This window comes from Caballeronia sp. LZ001, assembly GCF_031450875.1.
Classification (GTDB): domain Bacteria; phylum Pseudomonadota; class Gammaproteobacteria; order Burkholderiales; family Burkholderiaceae; genus Caballeronia.
The window spans coordinates 156,052-178,676 of record NZ_JARTVX010000003.1 but is presented as its reverse complement, the minus strand read 5'-3'; the positions used below and the strand labels follow the sequence as shown (position 1 = coordinate 178,676).

Annotated in this window: 23 protein-coding genes and 1 pseudogene; 13 read left to right on the top strand and 11 right to left on the bottom strand. The window is 64.1% G+C overall.

Annotated features, from left to right (window positions below; all coding sequences use genetic code 11):
• Positions 1 to 86: 86 nt before the first annotated feature.
• From P9292_RS05300 to P9292_RS05275, 6 genes are all read left to right on the top strand, one after another.
• Entirely contained in the window at positions 87 to 1,151 is a 1,065-nt protein-coding gene (locus P9292_RS05300; RefSeq protein WP_309958269.1) for an NAD(+)/NADH kinase, read from the top strand.
• A 20-nt stretch (positions 1,152 to 1,171) separates the two neighbouring features.
• Entirely contained in the window at positions 1,172 to 2,176 is a 1,005-nt protein-coding gene (locus P9292_RS05295; protein WP_244829867.1) for a thiamine pyrophosphate-dependent dehydrogenase E1 component subunit alpha, read from the top strand.
• 35 nt (positions 2,177 to 2,211) lie between these two features.
• Positions 2,212 to 3,228 (top strand): alpha-ketoacid dehydrogenase subunit beta, encoded by a 1,017-nt coding sequence (locus P9292_RS05290; RefSeq protein ID WP_244829866.1) that lies wholly within the window; start codon positions 2,212 to 2,214, stop codon positions 3,226 to 3,228.
• Positions 3,228 to 4,355: an acetoin dehydrogenase dihydrolipoyllysine-residue acetyltransferase subunit gene (locus P9292_RS05285; protein WP_250528050.1), complete on the top strand. Its 1,128-nt coding sequence runs from the start codon at positions 3,228 to 3,230 to the stop codon at positions 4,353 to 4,355. The genes P9292_RS05290 and P9292_RS05285 overlap by 1 nt, the downstream gene beginning before the upstream one ends.
• 114 nt (positions 4,356 to 4,469) lie before the next feature.
• Positions 4,470 to 5,219 carry a lipoyl protein ligase domain-containing protein gene (locus P9292_RS05280; RefSeq protein WP_309958268.1) on the top strand — a complete coding sequence of 250 codons (750 nt, stop codon included), beginning with the start codon at positions 4,470 to 4,472 and terminating at the stop codon, positions 5,217 to 5,219.
• Between the two features lie 29 nt (positions 5,220 to 5,248).
• On the top strand, positions 5,249 to 6,079 hold the full coding sequence (locus P9292_RS05275) for a hypothetical protein (protein WP_244829863.1): 831 nt from the start codon (positions 5,249 to 5,251) through the stop codon (positions 6,077 to 6,079).
• A gap of 60 nt (positions 6,080 to 6,139) precedes the next feature.
• Here the strand turns inward: P9292_RS05275 and P9292_RS05270 are convergent, their stop codons facing one another.
• From P9292_RS05270 to P9292_RS05260, 3 genes are all read right to left on the bottom strand, one after another.
• Positions 6,140 to 6,664 (bottom strand): YMGG-like glycine zipper-containing protein, encoded by a 525-nt coding sequence (locus P9292_RS05270; RefSeq protein ID WP_244829862.1) that lies wholly within the window; start codon positions 6,662 to 6,664, stop codon positions 6,140 to 6,142.
• Positions 6,665 to 6,680: 16 nt separating this feature from the next.
• Positions 6,681 to 7,031, bottom strand: a complete 351-nt coding sequence (locus tag P9292_RS05265; protein ID WP_244829861.1) for a hypothetical protein — start codon at positions 7,029 to 7,031, stop codon at positions 6,681 to 6,683.
• A gap of 172 nt (positions 7,032 to 7,203) precedes the next feature.
• Entirely contained in the window at positions 7,204 to 7,959 is a 756-nt protein-coding gene (locus P9292_RS05260; protein WP_309958267.1) for a DeoR/GlpR family DNA-binding transcription regulator, read from the bottom strand.
• An 80-nt stretch (positions 7,960 to 8,039) separates the two neighbouring features.
• Between P9292_RS05260 and P9292_RS05255 the strand changes: the two genes are divergently transcribed.
• Complete coding sequence (locus P9292_RS05255) at positions 8,040 to 8,702, top strand: NUDIX domain-containing protein (RefSeq protein WP_309846635.1); 663 nt, start codon at positions 8,040 to 8,042, stop codon at positions 8,700 to 8,702.
• Here the strand turns inward: P9292_RS05255 and modC are convergent.
• The 3 genes from modC to modA are packed head-to-tail and all read right to left on the bottom strand — an operon-like array spanning position 8,624 to position 11,174.
• Positions 8,624 to 9,736 (bottom strand): molybdenum ABC transporter ATP-binding protein, encoded by a 1,113-nt coding sequence (modC, locus tag P9292_RS05250; protein ID WP_309958266.1) that lies wholly within the window; start codon positions 9,734 to 9,736, stop codon positions 8,624 to 8,626. The two genes, P9292_RS05255 and modC, sit on opposite strands and share 79 nt — an antisense overlap.
• A complete protein-coding gene (gene modB / locus P9292_RS05245) occupies positions 9,729 to 10,409 on the bottom strand; it encodes a molybdate ABC transporter permease subunit (protein ID WP_250510877.1) in 681 nt (226 codons plus the stop codon). Before modB ends, modC begins: the two co-directional genes overlap by 8 nt.
• Positions 10,410 to 10,418: 9 nt before the next feature.
• Positions 10,419 to 11,174, bottom strand: a complete 756-nt coding sequence (gene modA, locus P9292_RS05240; RefSeq protein WP_309958265.1) for a molybdate ABC transporter substrate-binding protein — start codon at positions 11,172 to 11,174, stop codon at positions 10,419 to 10,421.
• A gap of 304 nt (positions 11,175 to 11,478) precedes the next feature.
• Here modA and P9292_RS05235 point away from each other — a divergent pair, with 304 nt between their 5' ends.
• The 3 genes from P9292_RS05235 to P9292_RS05225 all read left to right on the top strand — a co-directional run bounded on the left by P9292_RS05235 (position 11,479) and on the right by P9292_RS05225 (position 13,288).
• On the top strand, positions 11,479 to 12,264 hold the full coding sequence (locus tag P9292_RS05235) for an enoyl-CoA hydratase/isomerase family protein (protein ID WP_409015144.1): 786 nt from the start codon (positions 11,479 to 11,481) through the stop codon (positions 12,262 to 12,264).
• Positions 12,265 to 12,268: 4 nt separating this feature from the next.
• Positions 12,269 to 12,949, top strand: coding sequence for a glutathione S-transferase family protein (locus tag P9292_RS05230; RefSeq protein WP_309958264.1), 681 nt, complete (start codon positions 12,269 to 12,271; stop codon positions 12,947 to 12,949).
• A 153-nt stretch (positions 12,950 to 13,102) separates the two neighbouring features.
• Positions 13,103 to 13,288, top strand: coding sequence for a hypothetical protein (locus P9292_RS05225; RefSeq protein ID WP_250510881.1), 186 nt, complete (start codon positions 13,103 to 13,105; stop codon positions 13,286 to 13,288).
• Positions 13,289 to 13,798: 510 nt separating this feature from the next.
• On the opposite strand, the gene P9292_RS05220 is transcribed toward P9292_RS05225, so the two are convergent.
• The 5 genes from P9292_RS05220 to P9292_RS05200 all read right to left on the bottom strand — a co-directional run bounded on the left by P9292_RS05220 (position 13,799) and on the right by P9292_RS05200 (position 17,865).
• Positions 13,799 to 14,113, bottom strand: a complete 315-nt coding sequence (locus P9292_RS05220; RefSeq protein ID WP_250469002.1) for a cytochrome c — start codon at positions 14,111 to 14,113, stop codon at positions 13,799 to 13,801.
• Positions 14,113 to 15,378, bottom strand: a complete 1,266-nt coding sequence (locus P9292_RS05215; protein ID WP_244829851.1) for a sorbosone dehydrogenase family protein — start codon at positions 15,376 to 15,378, stop codon at positions 14,113 to 14,115. Before P9292_RS05215 ends, P9292_RS05220 begins: the two co-directional genes overlap by 1 nt.
• Before the next feature lie 209 nt (positions 15,379 to 15,587).
• Positions 15,588 to 16,382, bottom strand: coding sequence for a hypothetical protein (locus P9292_RS05210; RefSeq protein WP_250469004.1), 795 nt, complete (start codon positions 16,380 to 16,382; stop codon positions 15,588 to 15,590).
• A gap of 221 nt (positions 16,383 to 16,603) precedes the next feature.
• Positions 16,604 to 16,774: a hypothetical protein gene (locus P9292_RS05205; RefSeq protein ID WP_244829849.1), complete on the bottom strand. Its 171-nt coding sequence runs from the start codon at positions 16,772 to 16,774 to the stop codon at positions 16,604 to 16,606.
• Between the two features lie 218 nt (positions 16,775 to 16,992).
• Positions 16,993 to 17,865 carry a LysR substrate-binding domain-containing protein gene (locus P9292_RS05200; protein ID WP_309958263.1) on the bottom strand — a complete coding sequence of 291 codons (873 nt, stop codon included), beginning with the start codon at positions 17,863 to 17,865 and terminating at the stop codon, positions 16,993 to 16,995.
• Between the two features lie 113 nt (positions 17,866 to 17,978).
• On the opposite strand from P9292_RS05200, the pseudogene P9292_RS05195 reads away from it, so the two are divergent.
• The 3 genes and pseudogenes from P9292_RS05195 to P9292_RS05185 all read left to right on the top strand — a co-directional run bounded on the left by P9292_RS05195 (position 17,979) and on the right by P9292_RS05185 (position 22,596).
• Positions 17,979 to 19,522 (top strand): annotated as a pseudogene (locus tag P9292_RS05195) (MFS transporter).
• 138 nt (positions 19,523 to 19,660) lie between these two features.
• Positions 19,661 to 20,692 (top strand): TRAP transporter substrate-binding protein, encoded by a 1,032-nt coding sequence (locus P9292_RS05190; protein WP_309958262.1) that lies wholly within the window; start codon positions 19,661 to 19,663, stop codon positions 20,690 to 20,692.
• Positions 20,693 to 20,697: 5 nt separating this feature from the next.
• Positions 20,698 to 22,596: a TRAP transporter large permease subunit gene (locus P9292_RS05185; protein ID WP_309958261.1), complete on the top strand. Its 1,899-nt coding sequence runs from the start codon at positions 20,698 to 20,700 to the stop codon at positions 22,594 to 22,596.
• The last annotated feature ends 29 nt before the right edge of the window (positions 22,597 to 22,625 follow it).

Sequence of the window (22,625 nt, the reverse complement as noted above, 5' to 3'; positions counted from 1 at the left end):
ATAGCGCTTGCCTTTACTCGCCTCACAACCATTCCAACGCCCGACGAAGCGTCTTTCTTTCGGCCAGGGTCAACGGAGACACCAGCATGCGTGACAGCGTCGAGCCGCTCGTCGGCATCATCGCCAATCCGGTTTCGGCGCGCGACATCCGGCGCGTGATCGCCAACGCGAACAGCCTGCAACTCGCGGATCGCGTGAATATCGTGCTGCGGCTCTTGTCGTCGCTTGCGGCGTGCGGCGTCGAGCGCGTCCTGATGATGCCGGATCGCGAAGGGCTCAAGGTCATGCTCGCGCGTCATCTCGCGCGCAAGCACGGGCACGACGCGGATCTCGCGAGCGTCAAATTTCTCGATATGCCCGTGACCGCGCGGGTCGACGACACCTTTCGCGCGGCGCGCATGATGCAGGACGAGGGCGCGGCGGCGCTCATCGTGCTGGGCGGCGACGGCACGCATCGCGCGGTGGTGCGCGAGTGCGGCGCGGTGCCGCTCGCGGGTTTATCGACGGGCACGAACAACGCCTACCCGGAAATGCGCGAGCCGACCATCTCCGGGCTCGCCACGGGTCTTTACGCCACCGGCCGCATTCCGGCCGCGCAGGCGCTCATGTCGAACAAGCGCCTCGACATCGACATACGCGATCAGAACGGCGCCGTGCGCCATGACATCGCGCTCGTCGATGCCGTCATCTCGCACGAAAAATTCGTCGGCGCACGCGCGCTCTGGAAGATCGACACGCTCGCGGCCGTCTACGTGTCTTATGCCGATCCGCAGGCCATCGGCATGTCGGCCATTGCGGGCTTGCTCGAACCAATCGGCCGTCACGAGCCGGGCGGCCTCGCCGTCGAACTGGCCGCAACGGGCAAGGGCGAGTTCGAACTTTGCGCGCCTATTGCGCCGGGCTTGATGGAGCGCGTGCCGATCGCAAGCTGGCAGCGCCTTGCCGATGGCGTGCCGCAACGCGTCAAGCAGCGCGCGGGCATCGTCGCGCTGGACGGCGAGCGCGAGCTTGCTTTCGGCCCCGGCGACGAAGTGACCATCACCTTGCGTGAGAACGCGTTTCGCAGCATCGATGTCGCCGCGTGCATGCGCTATGCCGCGCGCGCCGGACTCATGCGCTTATCCGGCAACACTGCCAGCACCGTCGTTTAACCCGATCGAAGGAGACAGACATGACATCGTCGCAAACCCCGCAGCATGCGGGAGGCTTGCCGTTATCGAAGGAAGAACTGCTGAGTGTCTACCGCAAGATGCGCACGATCCGCGATTTCGAAGAGCGTCTGCACGTCGATTTCGGTCGCGGCGACATCCCCGGTTTCGTCCATCTCTATGCGGGCGAAGAGGCGGCGGGCGTCGGCATCATGCATCACCTGAACGACGGCGACCGCATTGCGAGCACGCATCGCGGACATGGGCACTGCATCGCGAAAGGCGTCGATCCCGTCGCCATGATGAAAGAGATCTACGGCAGAAAGGGCGGCTCGTGCAACGGCAAGGGCGGCTCCATGCATATCGCCGACCTGTCCAAAGGGATGATGGGCGCGAACGGCATTCTCGGTGCGGGCGCGCCGTTGATCTGCGGCGCGGCGCTCGCGGCGAAGTTTCGCGGCAAGGGCGAAGTGGGCATCACCTTCGCGGGCGATGGCGCGTCGAACCAGGGCACCTTTCTCGAAAGCCTGAATCTCGCGGCGGTGTGGAATCTGCCGGTGATCTTCGTGATCGAGAACAACGGCTACGCGGAATCGACCGCGCGCGATTACGGCACGGCGGTGGATAGCTACGTGGATCGCGCGGCGGGCTTCGGCATTCCCGGCGTGACGGTGGATGGCACCGACTTTTTCGCGGTGCACGAAGCAGCGGGCGAAGTGATCCGCCGAGCGCGTGAAGGCGGCGGCCCGGCGCTGCTCGAATGCAAGATGATCCGCTTCTACGGCCACTTCGAAGGCGATGCGCAGACGTACCGCGCGCCCGGCGAACTCGACGATATCCGCTCGAACAAGGATTGCCTGAAGAAGTTCGCGCATGCCGTGACGCAAGCCGACGTGATCTCTCCCGGCGAACTCGATGCCATCGACCGCGAAGTCGCCGCGCTGATCGACCGCGCCGTGCAGGAAGCGAAGGACGCGCCACTGCCGGCCGCGGCCGACCTGCTCACCGACGTGTACGTGAAGTATTGATCGCCCATTCAAAACACTTAGCGAGACAAATCATCATGGCCCGAAAACTGAGCATGAAGATGGCGATCAACGAAGCCATCGACCAGGAAATGACCCGCGATCCGAGCGTGATTCTGCTTGGCGAGGATATCGTCGGCGGCGCCGGCGCGGACGGCGAGAAAGACGCGTGGGGCGGCGTGCTGGGCGTCACGAAAGGACTGTACGCCAAGCACGGCGACAGGCTGCTCGACACGCCGCTCTCCGAATCGGCTTACGTGGGCGCGGCAATCGGCGCGGCGGCGTGCGGCATGCGGCCGATCGCGGAATTGATGTTCATCGACTTCATGGGCGTGTGTTTCGACCAGATCTTCAATCAGGCCGCCAAGTTCCGCTACATGTTCGGCGGCAAGGCCGAAACGCCCGTCGTGATTCGCGCGATGGTCGGCGCGGGCTTTCGCGCGGCCGCTCAGCATAGCCAGATGCTGACGCCGCTTTTCACGCATATTCCCGGTCTCAAGGTCGTCTGTCCGTCCACGCCTTACGACACCAAGGGTCTCTTGATTCAGGCGATTCGCGACAACGACCCGGTCATCTTCTGCGAGCACAAGAACCTTTACGGTTTCGAAGGCGAAGTGCCCGAGAACTCATATGCCATTCCGTTCGGCGAGGCCAACATCGTGCGCGACGGCAAGGATGTGTCCATCGTCACTTACGGGTTGATGGTGCACCGCGCGCTGGAGGCGGCCGCGACGCTCGCGAAGGAAGGCATCGAAGCCGAGATCGTCGATCTGCGCTCGCTATCGCCGCTCGATATGGACACCGTGCTCGAAACGGTCGAGAACACGGGAAGACTCGTCGTCGTCGATGAAGCGAGTCCGCGCTGCAACATCGCCACGGATATTTCGGCGCAAGTCGCGCAGCGAGCGTTCGGCGCGCTGAAAGCGGCCATCGAAATGGTCGCGCCGCCGCACACCCCCGTGCCGTTCTCGCCGACGCTCGAAGATCTGTACATTCCGAGCGCCGCGCAAATCGCCGACGCCGCGCGTAAAACGATGAAAGGAGGAAAGCACTGATGCCCGCAATCACACCGATCGTCATGCCCAAATGGGGCTTGTCGATGAAAGAAGGCACGGTAAACGAGTGGCTCGTGGAAGAGGGCGCGCAGATCGCCGTCGGCATGCCGATTCTCGATGTCGAAACCGACAAGATCGCCAACGCGGTGGAAGCGCCCGACGCGGGTACCTTGCGCCGCAGGGTTGCGTCGGCGGGCGACACGCTGCCGGTGAAAGCGCTCCTCGGCGTGCTCGCGCCGGCCGAGGTCAGCGACGCCGATATCGACGCCTATGTGTCGTCCTACGAAACGCCGCCGGACGAGGAAGGCGAGGGCGACGAAGCGGCGTCGGCATATCACTTCGTCGATGTCGACGGCATTCGCGTGCGCTATGCCGCGCGCGGCGGCGACGATGCGGGCAAGTCCGCGGTGCTGTTCATCCACGGTTTTGGCGGCGATCTCGACAACTGGCTCTTCAATCTCGACGCGCTCGCCGAACACAATCGCGTGTTCGCGCTCGATTTGCCGGGCCACGGGCAATCGACGCCCAAGGTGCCGGGCACGACGCTCGCCGATCTCGCGCGCTTCGTCGCGCACTTCATGGACGCGGTGAATATCGAAAAGGCGCATCTCGTCGGGCACTCCATGGGCGGCGGCATCGCCGCGCAACTCGCCGTCGATGCGCCCGCGCGCGTGCAATCGGTCGCGCTCGTGTCGCCCTCCGGTTTCGGCGATGAAGTGAACAACGCGTACACCGAGGGTTTCGTGAGCGCGCAATCGCGTCGCGAACTGAAGCCAGTGGTCGAGCTGCTGTTCGCCAATCCGGAGCTCGTCAGCCGCCAAATGCTCGACGACTTGCTCAAGTACAAGCGTCTGGATGGCGTGAGCGAAGCACTGACTGCGCTCGGTGGCGCGCTCTTCGGCGGTGGCAGCCAGAGCGGTCAGCCCGGAAGAAAGCTTGCGGAAAGCGGCAAGCCGGTGCTCGTGATCTGGGGCGCGAAAGACCAGATCATCCCGGCGGCGCATGCCGAAAACGCGCCGAAGCATGCGACCGTGCGCGTATTCGACGATGCCGGGCACATGAGCCAGATGGAGAAAGCCAACGAGGTCAACGCGTTGTTGAAGGAGCATGTGGGCAAGGGCGTCTGATCGCGCGCAGGGTCGAGGCAACGCGCCGTCGCGGCGGCGCGTTCTCAGCCGCGCGCCCGCTTCTTCGCTACTATGTGCGATGTCGCTGTCACCGCGCGTCCTGACATCCACTCCATGCCCTTCGAATTGCTCGATTTCGAAACGCTGCCCGGGAATCCGCTGCAAGCCGAGGAAGCGCTGCTCGACCGCGCGAAAGCGGGCGATGCGGTGGCGCATCTGTGGGAAGCGCCGCGCTCGCTGATCGTGCCGCGCAGTTATCAGCGTTATGCGCCTTTGGCCGATGCTCGCGATGAATTCGCGCGACGCGGCTGTCCCGTCTGGCTGCGTTTGTCGGGCGGCGGGCTGGTTCCACAAGGTCCCGGCATTCTCAATCTGAGTCTCGCGTATCCCGTGCACGCGCCGATGGGCGCGCTTGCCGAGCCGGTCTATCTGCATCTGTGCGGCATCATCGCGGATGCGCTCAACACCCTCGGCGTGCTCACGCACTGGCAAACGGTCGAAGGCTCGTTCTGCGATGGCCGCTTCAATCTCGCCTGGGGTCCCGGCCACGATGCGCGCAAGATCGCTGGCACGGCGCAATACTGGCGGCGCGTGTCGTCGTCCCTCGACGAGCAACCGCGCCATGCCGTGCTGGCTCACGCCGTTCTGCTCGTGGATGCCGATCCCATCGAGATCAACGAGCGCGCCAATGCGTTCGAGGCGCTCATCGGCAGCGGGCGGCGCTATGAAGAGATGAAGGTCGTGACCGTGGCGCAAGCGCTCGCCTACGAAGGTTTCGGCATGCCGCCCGGGCTGCGCGAGCGCGTGCGAAATGCCATCGCGGCGCGCGTCGTGGCCGCCGATTTGCCGCAAGCTCCTCTCTAACGCAGCGCTCATCGACCATCGAGGTCATCATGCCGTTCAGACTCGCTTCGAACGGTTTCTTTTTTGCGCTGTGGGTGGCGGTGTGCGCCGCCGCGCCCGAGTTTCTCTGGCAAGGGCTGTTCTCGCTCTTCGGACATTTCTCCTTCAGGGATGCCGCCGCCGCGTTGCTCATCGGCGCGATTCTCGCGTTCTTCGTCGAGCCGCTGCTGGAGCGCTTGCGCGGGTTGCAGGGACACGTGCATCGCGCGGAGAAATCGCCCGCCTTCGCCGCGTGCGAAGCGTTGAGCTTCGCGGTCGTCGCGGTGTGCGTGCACGAAGCGATCACCGTGTATGTAGCGGCGAGCCATTCGAACGAACAGGCCAGCGAGAACCTCGCGAAGGCGGTGGGACAGGCGCTGCAATGGGCGGCGATCCCGTTCGTCATCACGATTGCGTGGATGTCGGCGCGCGGGGCAGTCTGGATGATGTGGACCGCAGCCGGGCTCGCCGTGATCTTCAGCTACCTGACCGGCGTGCTCTTCGAATGGCAGACGCACGTGCTGGTCACGAGCGTGATTCCGGCGATTCTCGTGCTGATCTCGGGATGCATCATCGTGCGCGAACAGTGGGATGCGGACACGTTTCGCCGCTGCGCACGGGCACTCGCGGTGATCGCGCTTGCGTGGCTCGTGCTCTCGGGCGCGGTGCAATGCGTGCTATGGCTCGCGCACGTGCAGTCGTTTCGCCTTTACGACACAGCCGAGTTCTTCAGCGATCTGCGGTTTTATATCGGCTGGGTGACCGGACTGCTCGTGGCGCCGGGAATCGTGGCGCCGGCACTGGCGCGCCCCGACGATGATCAATGGAAACCGCGTCTCTGAGATGCGATGCCTTCGTAAAAAAAGCGCCGCTGAGGAAGGCTCAAGCGGCGCGTGTCGATGTCAGCTCGAAGGCGGAGGAGGCGGTGGCATGCCCGGCGGAGGTGGCGGTGGCGGCGCGTAATACGCCGCGCCGTTCGGTGGCGCCGTGCGCAACGGACCTGCGACCGGAACACGATCGCCCGCTGCGTACATGCACTGCAGATACGCGTAGTCGTAGCGGCGCTGCACGCCGTAGCCCGACGTTTGCGCCGCGCCCATGCCGACCGCGCTGCCGGTCAACAATCCCGCGCCCGCGCCGATAGCCGCACCCGTGCCGCCGCCGAACGCCGCGCCCGCTGCCGCGCCGATGGCGGTCCCAACCACGGCGCTCCCCACCGCGCTGTTCGTCGCGGCCTGATCTGCGGTGACGCCGCCCGTTTGCTGAAACGCGAACTGACGGCACGATGCGTCGTCCGCGCGGAACTGGTCGAAGGTCTTGCCGGTGCCGGGCAGCGCCATCACGCTGGGTCCGGTCGGCATGACCGTGCACGCGGACAGACCCAAGCCTGAGAGCGCGAGAAAAATAACGAGCCTGCGAGTATTCATAAAAGCCAGCTTCGATTCAATTCGATGGCGGCGGGGGTTGCGCCGGAACTTCGCGCCATCCACCGGGACACTGCTTGACATACGGGTAGTACGTGCGCGATCCCTCGCAGTAATACCAGGTGCCGCCCGACTGAGCCTGAGCCTGTGATTGGTCGGGCTGGCCTTGCTCGACATAAGTGGTCGGCGCGGCGGGCGCCGGAACGATGACCTGCGGCGGCGCATAGTAGTACGGCACGGGCGCCACCGGATACGGGTAGTACAGCGGCCCGCCGATAAACACGCCGACGTGACCGCCCGCGTGCGCCGTGGCGGCGAAACCCGCCGCGGCAAGCGCCGACAACGCGATGAGAGCCTTCACGCGATTCACGACATTTCTCCAAAAATTATCGCCTGACCCGTTACCCGTACAGCATGGACAATTCCTGCCCGGACCGCGTTTGGCGTATTTTTCTACGCTATTCCAGTTGCGGAGGAAATTCAATTACGGCTCTCCCGATGAATCTTTCGGCGCGTTACCCCGTAACAAGTTGCGGCATCGATCAGGCGCGAAGGATGGTCACGCCTGCTTGTTCGATGGGATCGGTGAGACGTGCATCCGTCGCACTTTCGACGATGACCGTCTGTGCAAGCTCGATATCGCCGATACGGTATGGCGATGCCGCGTTGAGCTTGGCGGCAGACGCGAGCACGACGGTCTCCGCCGCGCGCGCCGCAAGCGCGCGCTTGATATGCGCTTCCTCGAAATCGCCGGTGGTCAGCCCGGCAGTGGGATGAACGCCCGTGACGCCCATGAAATACAGATCGGCGTGGATATGCGACATCGCTTCGACGGCCGCCGCGCCGACCGTGACGATGGAATGCTTGAAAAGCTTGCCGCCGATCAGCACGACTTCCACCGTCGCGTGTTCGGCGAGCGCGACGGCCACGCTCGGACTATGCGTGACGATCGTAACCGCGAGGCTCGCGGGAAGTTGCTGCACGAGCAAGGCCGAAGTCGTGCCGCCATCGACGATCACGATTTGCCCCGGTTCGATCATCTCAACGGCGCGCCGCGCGATACGGCGCTTCGCCTCCGATTCCATTTCCTGCCGACGCGCAAACGGCGCCACGGCCGGAGAAGCGGGCAGGGCGCCGCCGTGCACGCGTTGCAGCAGACCTTCCGCAGCCAACTCGCGTAGATCGCGGCGCACCGTGTCTTCCGACACGCCGAAGCTCGCGCTCAACTCGCTGGCGAGCACCTGACCGTCGCGCGAGAGGGCGTCGAGGATTGTTTTCTTGCGTTGACTCGTGAGCATGATCGTTGCACGAATTTGCTTGTAACTGCACGAAACTGCACGTTACCATGGAAGCCACCACCACGCCATGGAAGACTGCAATGACTGAGACCAAGGAACGAGTACGCGTGCTCGATACCGCTGTTTTATCCGACGACTGGTACGTGCTGAGAAAGGTGACTTTCGACTTTCTGCGCCGCGACGGCACGTGGCAGCGCCAGAGCCGTGAGACCTACGATCGCGGCAACGGCGCGACCATCTTGCTGCGTAACCGGCATAACGGCCACGTGCTCCTGACGCGCCAATTTCGCATGCCGGCTTTCGTCAACGGCCACGACGGCATGTTGATCGAAGCGCCTGGTGGCCTGCTCGACAACTCGACGCCGGAAGAACGCATTCGCGCCGAAGTCGAGGAGGAAACCGGGTATCGCGTGCAGCACGTCGAAAAGATCTTCGAGGCGTTCATGAGCCCCGGATCGGTGACGGAGAAACTCTACTTTTATCTCGGCGAATACGACGGCTCCATGCGCGTCAGTGACGGCGGCGGCGTGGAGGACGAAGGCGAGGAAATCGAAGTGATCGAGGTGCCGTTGGAGAAAGCGCTGGCCATGATCGACAGCGGAGAAATCGCGGACGGCAAGACCATCATGCTGCTGCAATACGCCGCGCTGAAAGAGCGCCGCGATCAGGCGAGCAGCGAGACGGCCTTTACCTGCGCCCAGACCCGCACGCCCGCGACAATCTCCAGCCGGTCCAGCGAATAACGCGTGATGCGCGCGAGGAGCGGCGAGCCGTCCACGTCGAGGCGCACGACGACTTGCGCGGGGTCCGCATCGTCGGCGATGTCGAACACGACTGCGGGCAGCAGATTGAGAACGCTGCTCGACGTGTGCGGTTCATTGCCGGCGATCAGGCTTACGTCGCGCGCTTTCACGGCGACACGCATCGCGCGGCCTCGTTCGACTGGCGCATGCACGACGGTGAGCGAGGCGCGGCCGCCCGGCAGCGCGAGCGACAGCAAACCATAACGCGCATCGTGATCGGCGACGATGCCTTCCAGCACCACCGATGCATCGTCGGCGAGCGCGAGCGGCAGATCGAGCCGCGCGAGCGTATCGGCAATTGCGCCGCTTGCCAGCGCGCGGCCGGCTTCGAGCAGAACGAGGTGATCCGCGAGGCGCGCGACTTCCTCGGGCGCGTGGGTCACGTACAGCACGGGGATATCGAGTTCGTCGTGCAGACGTTCGAGATACGGCAGGATTTCGAGCTTGCGCTTTTGATCGAGCGCGGCGAGCGGTTCGTCGAGAAGCAATAGACGCGGACTCGTCAACAGCGCCCGCGCAATGCCCACGCGCTGGCGTTCGCCGCCCGACAATCCGCCCGGATCGCGCTCCAGCAGATGCCCGATGCCAAGCAGTTCCGCCGCCTGTTCCAGGTCGACGCGTCGCTCGCGTGCCGCCACGCGATCGAACCCATAGCGAAGATTCTTGCGCACGCTCAAATGCGCAAAGAGACTGGCTTCCTGAAAAACGTAGCCGAGCGGACGCTTGTGCGTCGGCAGAAAAACGTTGCGGTCGGTATCGAGCCACAGTTCGCCATTGACGACGAGCCTTCCCGCGCGCGGCCGTGCGAGTCCCGCGAGACAGCGCAGCAGCGTGGTCTTGCCGGAACCCGAATGGCCGAAGAGCGCGGTCACGCCGCGTCCCGGCAAGCGCAGATCGACATCGAGCGTGAAGCGGCCTTGTTCGACGAGAAAGCGCGCCTCGATGGCCTGACCGGTCGATGAGATTTCAGGCATGCACCGCCGCCGATCGACGGCTCGAATAGAGCAGCAACAGCACGATGAACGAGAACAGCACCATGCCGCCCGCGAGCCAGTGCGCCTGCGCGTATTCGAGCGCTTCGACGTGATCGAAGATCTGCACGGAAACCACGCGCGTGCGCCCGGGAATATTGCCGCCTATCATCAGCACGACGCCGAATTCGCCGACCGTGTGCGCAAAACCGAGGATCGTCGCGGTGATGATGCCCGGCCGCGCAAGCGGCAACACGACAGTGAAAAACGTGTCCCACGGTCCCGCGCGCAAGGTCGCGGCGGCTTCGAGCGGACGGCTGCCGATGGCTTCGAACGCGTTCTGCAGTGGCTGCACGACGAACGGCATCGAATAGATGACCGAGCCGATTACGAGCCCCGCGAACGTGAAGGGCAAGAGGCCGATGCCCGACGCCTGAGTGAGCTTGCCGACGTAACCGTTCGGCCCCATCAGCACGAGCAGATAAAAGCCGATGACGGTAGGCGGCAGCACGAGCGGCAACGCCACCACCGCGCCGACGACACCCTTCGCCCGCGAGCGCGTGCGCGATAGCCACCACGCGACAGGCGTGCCGATGACGAGCAGAAGCGCCGTCGCCAGCGACGCCAGTTCGAGCGTCAGCGTGATGGCCTGGAGATCGGCGCTATCGAGCGGCATCGCGAACAATCAGAGCTGATAGCCGAACGAGCGGATCATCTCGGCGGCCTTCGGTCCCTTGAGGTAATCCTCGAACTGCTTCGCGACCGGATTGTCCTTGCCCTTGTTGAGAATGACCGCGTCTTGCTTGATCGGCTCGTGCAGCGATTCCGGCACGATCCACGCCGAACCGCTCGTGATCTTGCCGTTCTTGTAGATCTGCGAGAGCGCGACGAAGCCGAGTTCGGCATTGCCCGTCGCGATGAACTGCTGCGCTTGCGAGATGCTCTGCCCTTCGACGATCTTCGATGCCACCGCCTGCGTGAGCCCGAGCTTGTCGAGCGTCTGCGTGGCGGCAAGTCCGTACGGCGCGGCTTTCGGATTGGCGATCGCCAGATGCGTGAACTGGTTCTTCTTCAGCACTTCGCCTTTGTCGTCGACGTAACCTTCCTTCGCCGACCACAACGCGAGCGCCCCGGTCGCGTAAGTGAAGCGGCTTCCCGGCACCGTCATGCCTTCGCTTTCGAGCTTGGCGGGCGTGGTGTCGTCGGCGGCGAGGAATACTTCGAAGGGCGCGCCGTTCTTGATCTGCGCATAGAACTGACCCGTCGCGCCGAACGAAGCGACGACCTTGTTGCCGGTATCCTTTTCGAAGTCCGCTGCAATGGCCTGCACGGGCGCCGTGAAATTGGCCGCCACGGCGATCTGCACTTCGCCTGCAAACGCCGACGAAGCGGCGAAGCCCACCGCCAACGAAAGCAAAGTGCGCAACAAACGAGTCTTCACGTAAAGCTCCTTGGGTTCTGTTTTATTGGCTGCACCGGATTGCGCGATGCTGGTCTTGGATCTTCGCGCGGTCATGCAATCCGGCGAGCACCGTAATATATACGACTATATTGCGTTCGGGCATGCTCGCTGCGTCACATGACGAGTATGGGTCTCCTCGGATGATTTCGTGTGAGTGAGACTCATGAAAATCGATTGACCGCCGCCGCGATGTTCGCCGAAACTTTGCAACTCATCCGCCTGGAACTGAGCACGGCTCAACTTTCGGCGGCAAGCATAAGGAGACAAGGACATGTCCGACGCCATGAATCTGCAACGCATCAAGCTCTCGGTGACGGGACACGTCGCCCGTGTGACGCTGGATCGCGCCGATGTACGCAACGCCTTCGACGACGCGACCATCGTCGAACTGACTGCCGCCTTTCGCGCGCTCAACGACGACACGAGCGTGCGCGTCATCGTGCTCGCGGCGAACGGCCCGGCCTTTTGCGCGGGCGCCGACCTCAACTATATGAAGCGCATGGCCGGTTATTCGGAGGCGGAAAACCGCGCGGACGCGCTCGGGCTTGCGACCATGCTCAACACCATCTACACGAGCGCGAAGCCGGTGATCGCCAGCGTGCAGGGCGATGCCTACGCGGGCGGCATGGGCCTCGTCGCCGCGTGCGATATCGCGGTGAGCGTGGACAGCGCGAACTTCTGCCTATCGGAGGCGAAGCTCGGGCTCATGCCCGCGACCATCGCGCCTTACGTCATTCGCGCGATGGGCGCGCGCGCCGCGCATCGCTACTTCGTGACGGCCGAGCGTTTCGATGCGACGGAAGCGCTGCGTATCGGCTTCGTGCATCAACTGACGACGAGCGGCGAGCTCGATCGAACCGTCGATGCAATGGCGAACAACATCGCGTCCAACAGCCCGAACGCCGTGGGCGAGTGCAAGCGGCTGGTGTCGGAACTCGCGGGCAAGGTCATCGACGATTCGTTGATCTCCGATACGGCCGAACGCATCGCGCGCATTCGGGCATCGGACGAAGGGCGCGAGGGCGTGCAGAGCTTCCTCGAAAAGCGCAAGCCGTCATGGCTCGGGTGACGCGATGATCACGCTGCATTATTGCGTGAGCGCGCGGTCGTTCCGGCCGCTTTGGGCGCTCGAGGAAATCGGCGTGCCGTACCAACTGAAGATGCTGCCGTTTCCGCCGCGTGTGGTGGCGCGCGAGTTCATGCAAGTGAACCCGCTCGGTACGATTCCGGCCTTCAATGACGACGCGCTTTTCATGACCGAATCGGCCGCGATTTGTCAGTATCTTGCGGCGCGTTATTCGCCCGGCGCCCTTGATGTCGCTTCGCACAAAGCGGACTTCGGCCGCTATCTCAACTTCCTGCACTTCGGCGAGGCGACGCTCACGTTTCCACAGACGCTCGTCTTGCGTTACACGCATCTGGAGCCGCCCGAGCGCCGGCAGCCGCAAGTCGCCGAGGATTACGCCAAGTGGTTTCATGCGCGTCTGCGCACGCTCGTGCCGCTGCTGGAGCGCGAGGCTTTTTTGTGCGCGGGGCGGTTCACGGCCGCGGATATCTCGGTTGGTTATGCGTTGATGCTCGCGGAGCATATCGGTTTGCACGAACGCTTCGCGGAGCCGATCGCGCGCTATTGGTCCCGATTGCGCGAACGCGATGGTTTCCAGCGAGCCATGCGCGCGCAAAGCGACGCGGCTGTCGCGCAGGGCGTGTCGCCCGATCCATCGCCGGATATGCGGCCGTTCGGCTCGCGCTAGCAGCCTTCCGGCTCGACGTACGAAAGCGGGCGCACGTCGTCCCTCCTTCACGTCCCCCCATCCGCGGGGCTGTGCAGAACGCCATCGAACCTTAATCTGCTCATCAGGCGCTCACGTTTGCGAGCGCAAATCAGACAGACGAGGTAACTGGCGATGTACGTCTTCTCCTGGCTCTTATCGATGATCGTCGCGCTCGTGGCAACGGGCACGATCGTATTCGCGATGCCGCGCTCGGCCGCCGACGAACTCAGCGTAGCGACCGCGCCGCACACTTTCTTCAGCAGCGAATTGAATCGCATGACGACGATGCTGGCGTCGTGCGTGACAGACGCAGACTGACACTAATCGAGGCGCGCCGCGCGATGCAAAGGCGCACCCGGTTAGCGGTTTCGAATCAACACGTTGCACTGATTTCCATAACGATATCCACAGGCTTGTGCAGAAGATCTGTGGACAACCAGGGCCGGGGGCGCCTGGAAACGAAAACCCCAACCGGCGCACGGGAAGCGCTGGGGAGACCACATACGATGAGACGCGAAGGCGTCCAGGCGAGCGGGGCCAATAGGTTCGATGTTCGATACGAACGAAAATTCACCGCGCGGAAAAGCGCAGGGGAGACCAACAGTCAATGCGGGGAACGAGGCGCGCGGGGGTGCGCTTCGGTGGTGAGACGTGCGTAAGCGCCGCAAGCGGGCGAAAAAAAAGCCCGCTGCATTGAGCGGGCTTGAATCCATATCGGTTGAGACATGGAGGAGACAAAGCTTAGTATAAACCCTTACCCATCCAAGTCAAGCGTCAAACCAAAAAATTTGCGCTGGGGAAGGGCATCGTCAAGCAAGTCTGCTTCGGTCATTGCTTGCCGAGACTGTGGTAGTACGCCGCGAGATTGGCGATATCCGCCTCGGACAAGGGTTTCGCGACCATCGACATCATTTCGTTCTGGCGCGCGCCCGTGTGAAAGTCGGTCAGCGCCTTCACGAGGTACTCCTCCGTCTGCCCCGCGAGGTTGGGCGCTTCCGGCAGCTTCGACATGCCGTCGAGCCCGTGGCACGCCTGACACTGCGCCGCCTTCGCGCGCCCCGCCTTGATATCGCCCGCTGCGAGCGCGACGCTGGATACCGCCAGCATCAGGCTCGCCACCACGGCTGTCTGCGCCGGCCGCATCACTTCGACCCCGAATACGAAATACGATAGATGGCGCCGGCATAGTCGTCGGATACCAGCAGCGAGCCGTCCTGCAATACCTGGACATCGACCGGGCGTCCCATGTACTCGCCGCTCGAAGTGAGCCAGCCATCCGCGAAGACTTCCGGTTCGCCCGCCGTGCCGTCGTCCTTGACGGGCACGTACATGATGCGTGCGCCGATCGGCTTCGTGCGATTCCACGAACCGTGTTCCGCGACGAAGATGCCGCCCTGGTACTTGTCCGGGAACGTCTTCGCGTTATAGAACGACATGCCGAGGTCGGCCGCGTGCGCCGCGAATTCGACTTGCGGATACACCAGGTTCGCCGGCGGATTCTGATCCTTGTAGTCGACGGTCCGCACCTTGCCGCCGCCGTACCACGGGAAGCCGAAGTTCTCGCCCGCCTTGGTCGCGCGGTTCAGTTCGCCCGGAGGAATGTCGTCGCCCATGCCGTCGACCTGGTTGTCGGTGAACCAGAGCGTCTTGTCCTTCGGATTGAAGTCGAGGCCGACCGAATTACGCACGCCGTGCGCGTAGGTTTCGCGGTTCTTGCCGTCTTGATCCAGACGGATGATGCCCGCGAGCCCGTTCTTGTCGATATCGGCGAGTTTGTCTTTCGGCGGCACGTTCCACGGCTGGCCGAGCGCGATGTATAGCTTCTTGTCAGGCCCGATACGGCACGCGCGCGCGCCGTGATTGAAGCTCTCGAACGTCGCCGGGATCAGCTTGCCTTGCGGCACGACGACCGCCGCGGCCACGTCCGGCCCGCCGTCGCCGAAGAACTGGGCCGCCGGGAAACCGAGCACGCGATTCTGCTCGACCACGTAAAGCACGCCATCCGGCGAGAAGCAGACGCCGTTCGGCACCTTGAACGTGACCGACGAGGCGAATTGAACGACGTCATCCGCGACGCGCCTTTTGGTTCGATCCGTCACCTGCCATACGCGATTCTTGCGCGTGCCGACGAACACCACGCCCGTCGAAGGCTCGATAGCCATGTGCCGCGCTTCCGGCACGATTGCATACAGGTCGATCTTGAAGCCTGGCGGCAGTTTGATTTGCTTGAGATTTTCGCGCAGCGCGTCGGCGGTCTGGCCGCCTTGCGGCACCTTTTCGGCCTGACTCGTGCCGGTCTGCTTGAAGTTGGACAGCGAATTGAGATTGTCTTGCGCGGCGTTCGCATACGGCAGGCAGGCGAGCATGGCGCCGACCGCCAACGGCAAAAGCTTGAGCGTTGCGTTCATCTGGTTGTCTCCTTGTTGTTACGGCTTATTGAACCTCACTGAACAACACGACTGATGACTCTCGCCGAAGGAGACGGCGTCACGCGAACCTCGACCAAGCACGCGTATCACGACGCCGCTGCCTACGGTAGCAACAATCTTAGAATACGAATCGCCCGCTGCAAGCAGCGAGCCGGCTTTTTTCACGCGCTGATAAAAAGCGTCGGCAGCTATTTCCTGCCATCGAAGAGAAAGACGTTGGCACGGTCGGGGCTCGGCAGCGCGACCAGCAGGCGCGGGCCGTCGAGCACGGCGGCGCCCTTGACGGTCGCGTCGGGCAGCGGGCAGGGCGCGGGGCCGAACGTCACCGAGACGTCGTAGGCGTTCGCGCCGGGACGCGGTGCCACCGTTCCCTTGAAGATGCAACCGGCGCTCGTCGTGCCGGCGGCGTAGCCATCGGCGGCGACGGTGATGCGCGTGGTCGTCGCGCCTCCGAGCGACATTCCGCGGCCGCTGTAAAGACCGCCCGCGTTGGCGAGGCTCGGTCCGGTGTCGAGCATCGGCGCGGCGTTCACGTTGAAGGCGAGGCCCGCGCCGCCGTTTTTGCTTGCGACCGTGCCGCTTACGGCCGGCGCTTGCGCGAAGTTTGCGCTGAAGTTGGCGGCGGTGGCGGGCGCCCGGCCCACGCGATAGTCGAACGCCGAGGTGCTCGCGAACTTGCCGTCGCTCGTCTGCGTGCCGCCCGTGGCGATGGCGACGCCCGACAGGTTCGTGCCGCGCGTGTCGTTCGGAGTGCCGTAGAAGAGATACGCCGAGCCATCGAAGAGCACGAGCAGCGTGGCATCGGCCTGACCGTTGTCGATTGTCCCTTTGTAGACGCCGCCCGATGGCAGCGTCGTCGTGACGGTGCCGGGCGGTGGCGGAGCGGAAGAGTCGGTTGCGCAGGCCGCGAGCGCGAGACTCAGGGCGAGCGGCAATGTGAAAGTCAGCGGGACTGGCGGCTTGAATCTTGTGGTTATCGTCACTCTGGACTCCGGTCTCGATCGAGGCGGCATCGTGCGATGCGCGCGGTGAACGTCCTGTATAGGCGCTGAAAAAGCACAGGTCAAGCGCGACGCACGACCGTGCGGCGCGCCGAGTCTTCCTCGTTCAGCGTCTTTACGACGGCTTCATGTCGATGTGATCGGAATGCAGACGTGGTGAAACGCGTAAGTGGCGCCGTCTCGTTCGAACATGGCTTGTTCGCTTAGTAAGCGCCTGCGATCGGCAACAGCAGATAGGGCAGCAGCGCTTCGTAAGACATGGCCGTCGCTTGCGTGTCGGGCAAGGTGGGCGCGGTATCGATCACGGGTGCGTCGCGCCCGATGTCGATGTCGACGAGCGATGCGCCTGCGATGGGTGTCGGTTCGATCTTCATTTTCCCCTCCTGTCATGCAGCGTGTGAGGGGAAGTCTGGGCGCGAAGAGTTAGGACAGTGTGAGGCCGCAAGGCTCTTGCGTCAGGACGCGGATCTCAAGCGGGACCGTCGAGCCAGTTTTCGATCTTGACGCCTGATCAGAAAACTACCCCGATCGGCCAATCCCATTTATGTATCGATCATCCAAGCAAAGCCAACAACGCAACCGGAAATGCGCTTCACGCCTTCGAAGCCATTTCCAAAAACCCCTTCACCGCCGCCCCTTTCTCGAACCGCCGATACACCACCGCGACTTCCGAAGGCACCGGCTTTCCCGCGATCTCGCGATACTCAACGCCCGGCACCGTCACGCATTGCGCGAGCGATCGTGGCACGACCGCCACATCGCCGCCGAGCGACACATGCGCGAGCACATCCGACAGCGTGCCCGGCTGTCCGGCGATGTGCGGCTCGAAGCGCCCGCGTCTTCCAACCTCGAGCGTGCCGGACTCCTGCTCCGGCAACACGAACGACTGACCACGCAGTTGCGCGGGCGTGATGGTTTCCGATTGCGTCAGCGGAGAATCGGCCGGCAGCGCGACGATGAACGCATCGCGACGCACCGTGCGCACCTCGACGCCATCCGGATAAGGCACGGGCGGCCGCACGTAAGCGATATCGATATGACCGTCGATGAGCAGCGCGCCCGCCTCGCGCATGACGATCTCGCGGATACCGATGGCAACCTGCGGATAGCGCGCACGAAAGCCGCGCACGTGTGTCTGCAGCACGCCCGAATAAACCGCCGAACCGACGTAGCCGATCACGATCCTGCCCAGCTCGCCGCGCTCCGCCAGCGCCGCGCGCTCGGCCCCGCGCGCGAGATGATCGAGCGCGCTCGATGCCTCGACGAGATACGCCTCGCCCGCCGCGGTCAGCGCCACCGAGCGCTTCGTACGCTGAAAAAGCCGCACGCCAAGGAGCCGCTCCGCTTCCTGAATTCGTCGCGTGAGCGCGGGTGGCGCAATGCCGAGTTCATCGGCGGCACGCGTGAAATGCAGATGCCGCGCGACGCTCAAAAAGCAGCGCACATGGCGCAATTCCACTGGCATGAGAGCCTCGCTTCGTATTGTCGAATGCATCAATTATTCAGCGATTCTATGTCAATGACAGACAAGAGCGATCTCACTAGCATCGATAGCTTCATCGTCAACATTCGCCCGCCATGTCCGACACCGCCGATGTCTCGCCGAACCAGTCCGCCGCGCGCTTCGTGCTTCTCACCGCATCGGCGACTTGCGCGCTGATCACGCTCGATACCAACGTCGTCGCCGTGGCGCTGCCATCCATCGCGCGCGATTTCCACGCCGGTTTCGCCGATGTCGAATGGGTCGTGAGCGCCTACATGGTCGCGTTCGCCGCGTGTCTGCTGCCGGCGGGCGCGCTCGCCGACCGCATCGGCAGAAAGAAGATGCTGATCGCCGGGCTCGCGGCGTTCGCGCTGGCCTCGCTCGGCTGCGGCCTCGCGCCTTCCGCGTTCGCGCTGAATCTGGCGCGCGCGGCGAAGGGCGTCGGCGCGGCAATGCTGCTCACGTCCGCGCTCGCGATCATCGCCAACACCTTCCACGAAGGCGCGGCGCGCGCTCGTGCATGGGCGATCTGGGGCACCTGCATGGGTATTTCGACGACCGTCGCGCCACTCGTCGGCGGCGCGATCACGCAATGGTTCGGCTGGCGTTGGATCTTCCTCATGAACCTGCCGATCTGCGCGCTGCTCGCGTGGTGCGCGTGGCGCGGCATGCGCGAGTCGCGTAATCCGCATGCGGGATCGCTCGACCTGCTCGGCAGCGCGATCTTTGCCGCGTCGCTTTCGCTCGGCATCTGGGCGCTGATCGGCGGTCAGGCCGATGGCTGGACGAGCTGGCGCACCAAAGCGCGCCTGGCCGCGTGCGCGGCGCTCTTGGTCTTGTTCGTGCGCGTGCAACGCTCGCGCGCGCATCCGATGATCGATCTCTCGCTGTTTCGCGAATCGCGCTTCGTCGCCGCCGTGCTCGCCATGTTCGGCTACGCGGCCTGCGCGCAAGTCATGATGACGTTCCTGCCGCTTTATCTGCAAAACGCGTTCGGCTTGACCGCGGTGCGCGCGGGCGTCGGCATGTTGCCGTTCGCGCTCGCGATGATCGCCGGGCCGCATCTCGGCGCGGCGCTCGGCAAGCGCGTGCCTGCAATGGCGCTGCTCACGCTCGGGCTTGCGACCATCGGCGTGGGCAATCTGCTGACGGCGTGTTCGCGTCGATGTCGTATTACGGGCTCATCGCGGTCTCGATGATCGTCACCGGACTCGGCGCGGGCATCCTCAACGGCGACACCCAGAAGGCGATCATGGCGTGTGTGCCGGCGCATCGCACGGGCATGGCGTCGGGTATCAGCACGACGACGCGCTTTACGGCCATCGTCACGTCGGTGGGCGTGCTCGGCGCGGTGCTCGCGGCGCGCACGAAAAGCGCGCTCGATCTGCATGCGAGCGGTTTCCCTGTCCTCATGCACACGTTCGATGAAACCTTCCTCTCGCGCGTGCTTGCGGGCGATCTGGCACACGCGGGCGCGGGCGGCAACGCGGCTGTCGTCGCGATCGCACGTGCGAGTTTCGCGAGCGGGTTCGCGGCTGCGTTAGGTGTGGCGGGCGTGAGTGCGTTGCTCGTGGCGTCGGCGGTGTGGGTGCTTGCCGGACGCAGCGAGCGGGCTAGCGCTGTGCGAGTCGACGCGTAGAGAACCATCCGGTGCGCGGCAGAATCAACGGGATAACCCCTATGGGTGAAGATCCGCCCGCCGTTTACTGTATCGATACACTAAATCGATACAGCCGCGACCAGCGCACTGCGATCCGCGGCTCTCAGGAGACAAGACATGCAATCGACATCCCGGCGACGCTTCCTTCAAACCGCCTCGGCGGCCTCGCTCGCGGTGGCGGGCGGTGCGTTGCCGTCGCTCGCACGCGCGCAGGCGCCGGTCGCGCTGCGGCTTTCGTCGTCGATGCCCGCGAATCAAAACGCCGCGCATTACGTCTGGTATCAGTACCTGGCTGAAAACCTGAAGGCGAGCGTGGGCGAGCAGATCTGCATCGACTATTTTCCGAACAATCAGCTCGGCAAGGAAAGCGACGTCGTTCAGCAAGTGAAGGTCGGCGCGGTCGACATGATGGTGACGGGCTCGTCCATCTGGGCAACGGTTCTGCCCGAACTCGGCATGCTCGATCTGGGTTACGTCTTCGATAACTTCGATCACGTCGGCCGCGCGATGGACGGCAGCGTCGGCCAGAGCTTCGACAGCCTGCTGCAAAAGCGCGCGGGTTGCTCGGTCATCACGTGGGGCTATTCGTTCGGCGGCCGCAATGTGTTCACGAAGAAGCCCGCGCACTCGCTCGCGGAAATCAAGGGCGTGAAACTGCGCGTGCTGCCCACGCCCGCTTTCATGGACACGTTCAAGCTGATGGGCGCGGTGCCGACGCCCATTCCCATCGGCGAGTTGTACATGGCGGCGCAAACCGGTGTAGTCGACGGCTTCGAGCACGACTGCGCGACCGTGCTCGCGAGCAAATACGACGAAGTGGTGAAGTCGTGCTGGCAGACGCAGCACGTGTTCAGCCCGCTCGTCGTCGTGATGGGCCGCCGCTCGCTCGACAAGATTCCCGCGAATCTTCGGCCGGCCTTCCAGAAGGCCGCGCAGGATGCGACGGCGAAGCAACGCACGGTAGCCGTGCAGACGGCGGCGCGCGTCGAGCAGGAACTGAAGCAGCGCGGCATGACCTTCTTCCCGATGTCGCCCGCGGACCGCGAGACCGCGCGTCACGAAATGCAGACGCAGTTGTACGCGAACTTCGCGAAACAGTATCCCGCGACCGCGCCGCTTTTTCCGGCCATCGCCGCCGCACGAGGCTGAACGCCATGACCTCTTTCTCCGCGACGCCCGGCCCCGAAGCGCAGCTTGCGGCCGCGCCCGGCTTCGGCCAGAAGACCGCGCTCACGCGCGCGCTCGCCGTCGTCATGCGCTGGATCGAATACCTTTGCGCCGCCGTGCTCGCGGCCGATGTGATCGTGGTGTTCGTCTCCGTCATCTATCGCTACTTTCTGCACGATCCAGTCGATTGGGCCGAGGAGATCGCGCGTGCGTTGATGATCGTGCTGGTCTTCTTCGGCGCGGCGACCGTGCTTGCGCGCAGTCAGCATGTCGGCGTCGATCTGTTTCGCGCGGCGCTGCCCGCACGCTGGCAACCGGCGCTGATTCAGGCGGGGCACTGGATCATCGCGGCCGTGGCGGCCAATCTGTGCTTCTCGTCGTGCCTCTTGCTCGTCGATTCCTACGGCCAGATGACGCCAAGCGGCCTGCCCGCGTGGATCAACGTGTATCCGCTCGTCGCGGGCAGTGTGTTCATGGCGGTGTTCGCGCTCGCCAATGCATTGAACGGGCCGCGCAAGACGGTGTTCGGCGCGCTCATCGGTTGCGTCGTGGTCGCGGCGGCGCTGTTCGGCTGGAACGCGCTCATGCCCGATCACGCGATCAAGCCGGGCATTCTGCTCGCGGCCGGTTTCGTCGGCGGACTCGTGCTCGGCGTGCCCATCGGCTTCGTGCTCGCGTTCTCCGCGCTGCTGTATTTTCTCGCCGAGCCGACCCTGCCGATCCTCGTCTACTCGCAACAGGTGATGGCCGGCGCCGACCACTTCGTGCTGCTCGCCATTCCGTTCTTCGTGCTTGCGGGCTTGCTGATGGAAACCAACGGCATGTCGTCGCGGCTGATCGAACTCCTGCTGCGTATTTTCGGTCGCGTGCGCGGCGGGCTCGGACTCATCACCATCATGGCGACGGCGTTCTTCTCAGGCGTGTCCGGCTCGAAGCTCGCGGATATCGCGGCGGTCGGCGGCGTGGTCATGCCGGCCGTGCGTCAGAGCAAGCAGGACCCGAACGAAGCGGCGGCGCTCCTCGCGTGCAGCGCGGTGATGGCCGAGACCATTCCGCCGTGCGTGAACATGATCATCATGGGCTTCGTCGCGAACATTTCCATCGCGGGGCTGTTTCTCGCGGGCGTGGTCCCGGCGGCGGTGCTGGCGCTCGCGCTTGCCGTCGTCGCGGTGATCTTCGGGCGTCGTATCAACGTGGCCGATGCGCTCAAGAACCCGCGTGCGTTTCTGCCGCTGATGGGCGGCGCGTTCGTCGCGCTCGTGATGATCGCGATGATCGGCAAGGGCGTGACCTCGGGTATCGCGACATCGACGGAAGTGTCGGCGTTCGCCGTGGTCTATGCGCTCATGGTCGGCTGGCTCGCGTTTCGCGAACTCACGCCGCGCAAGGTGGCGCGCGTGTTCGTGCGTTCGGCGTCGATGGCGAGCAGCATCCTGTTCATCGTGGCGGCGGCGTCGAGCGTGTCGTTCGCGCTCACCATCGAGCAGATTCCCGCGCTCGTCTCCGATGCCATGATCAACTTCGCGCATCAATACGGACCGACGATGTTCCTGTTGCTGTCCGTGCTCATCATGATCGTATTCGGCGCGGTGCTGGAAGGCGCACCCGCGCTTATCATCTTTGGACCGCTTCTCACGCCGATCGCCACGCAGCTCGGCATCAACCCGCTGCACTTCGGCACGGTGATCGTCGTGGCGATGGGGCTCGGTCTGTTCGCGCCGCCCGTCGGCTTGGGGCTTTTCGCGACCTGCGCAATCACCGGCACGGAAATGAAGGCCGTCGCGAAACCGATGGTCAAATATCTGGTGGTGCTGTGCGCCGCGCTCGTGGTACTCATTCTGGTGCCATCGTTTTCTCTGTGGCTGCCGACCCGGCTCGGCCTGTAGCCTGTTGTCCGAAGTCCGAAACAAGAACT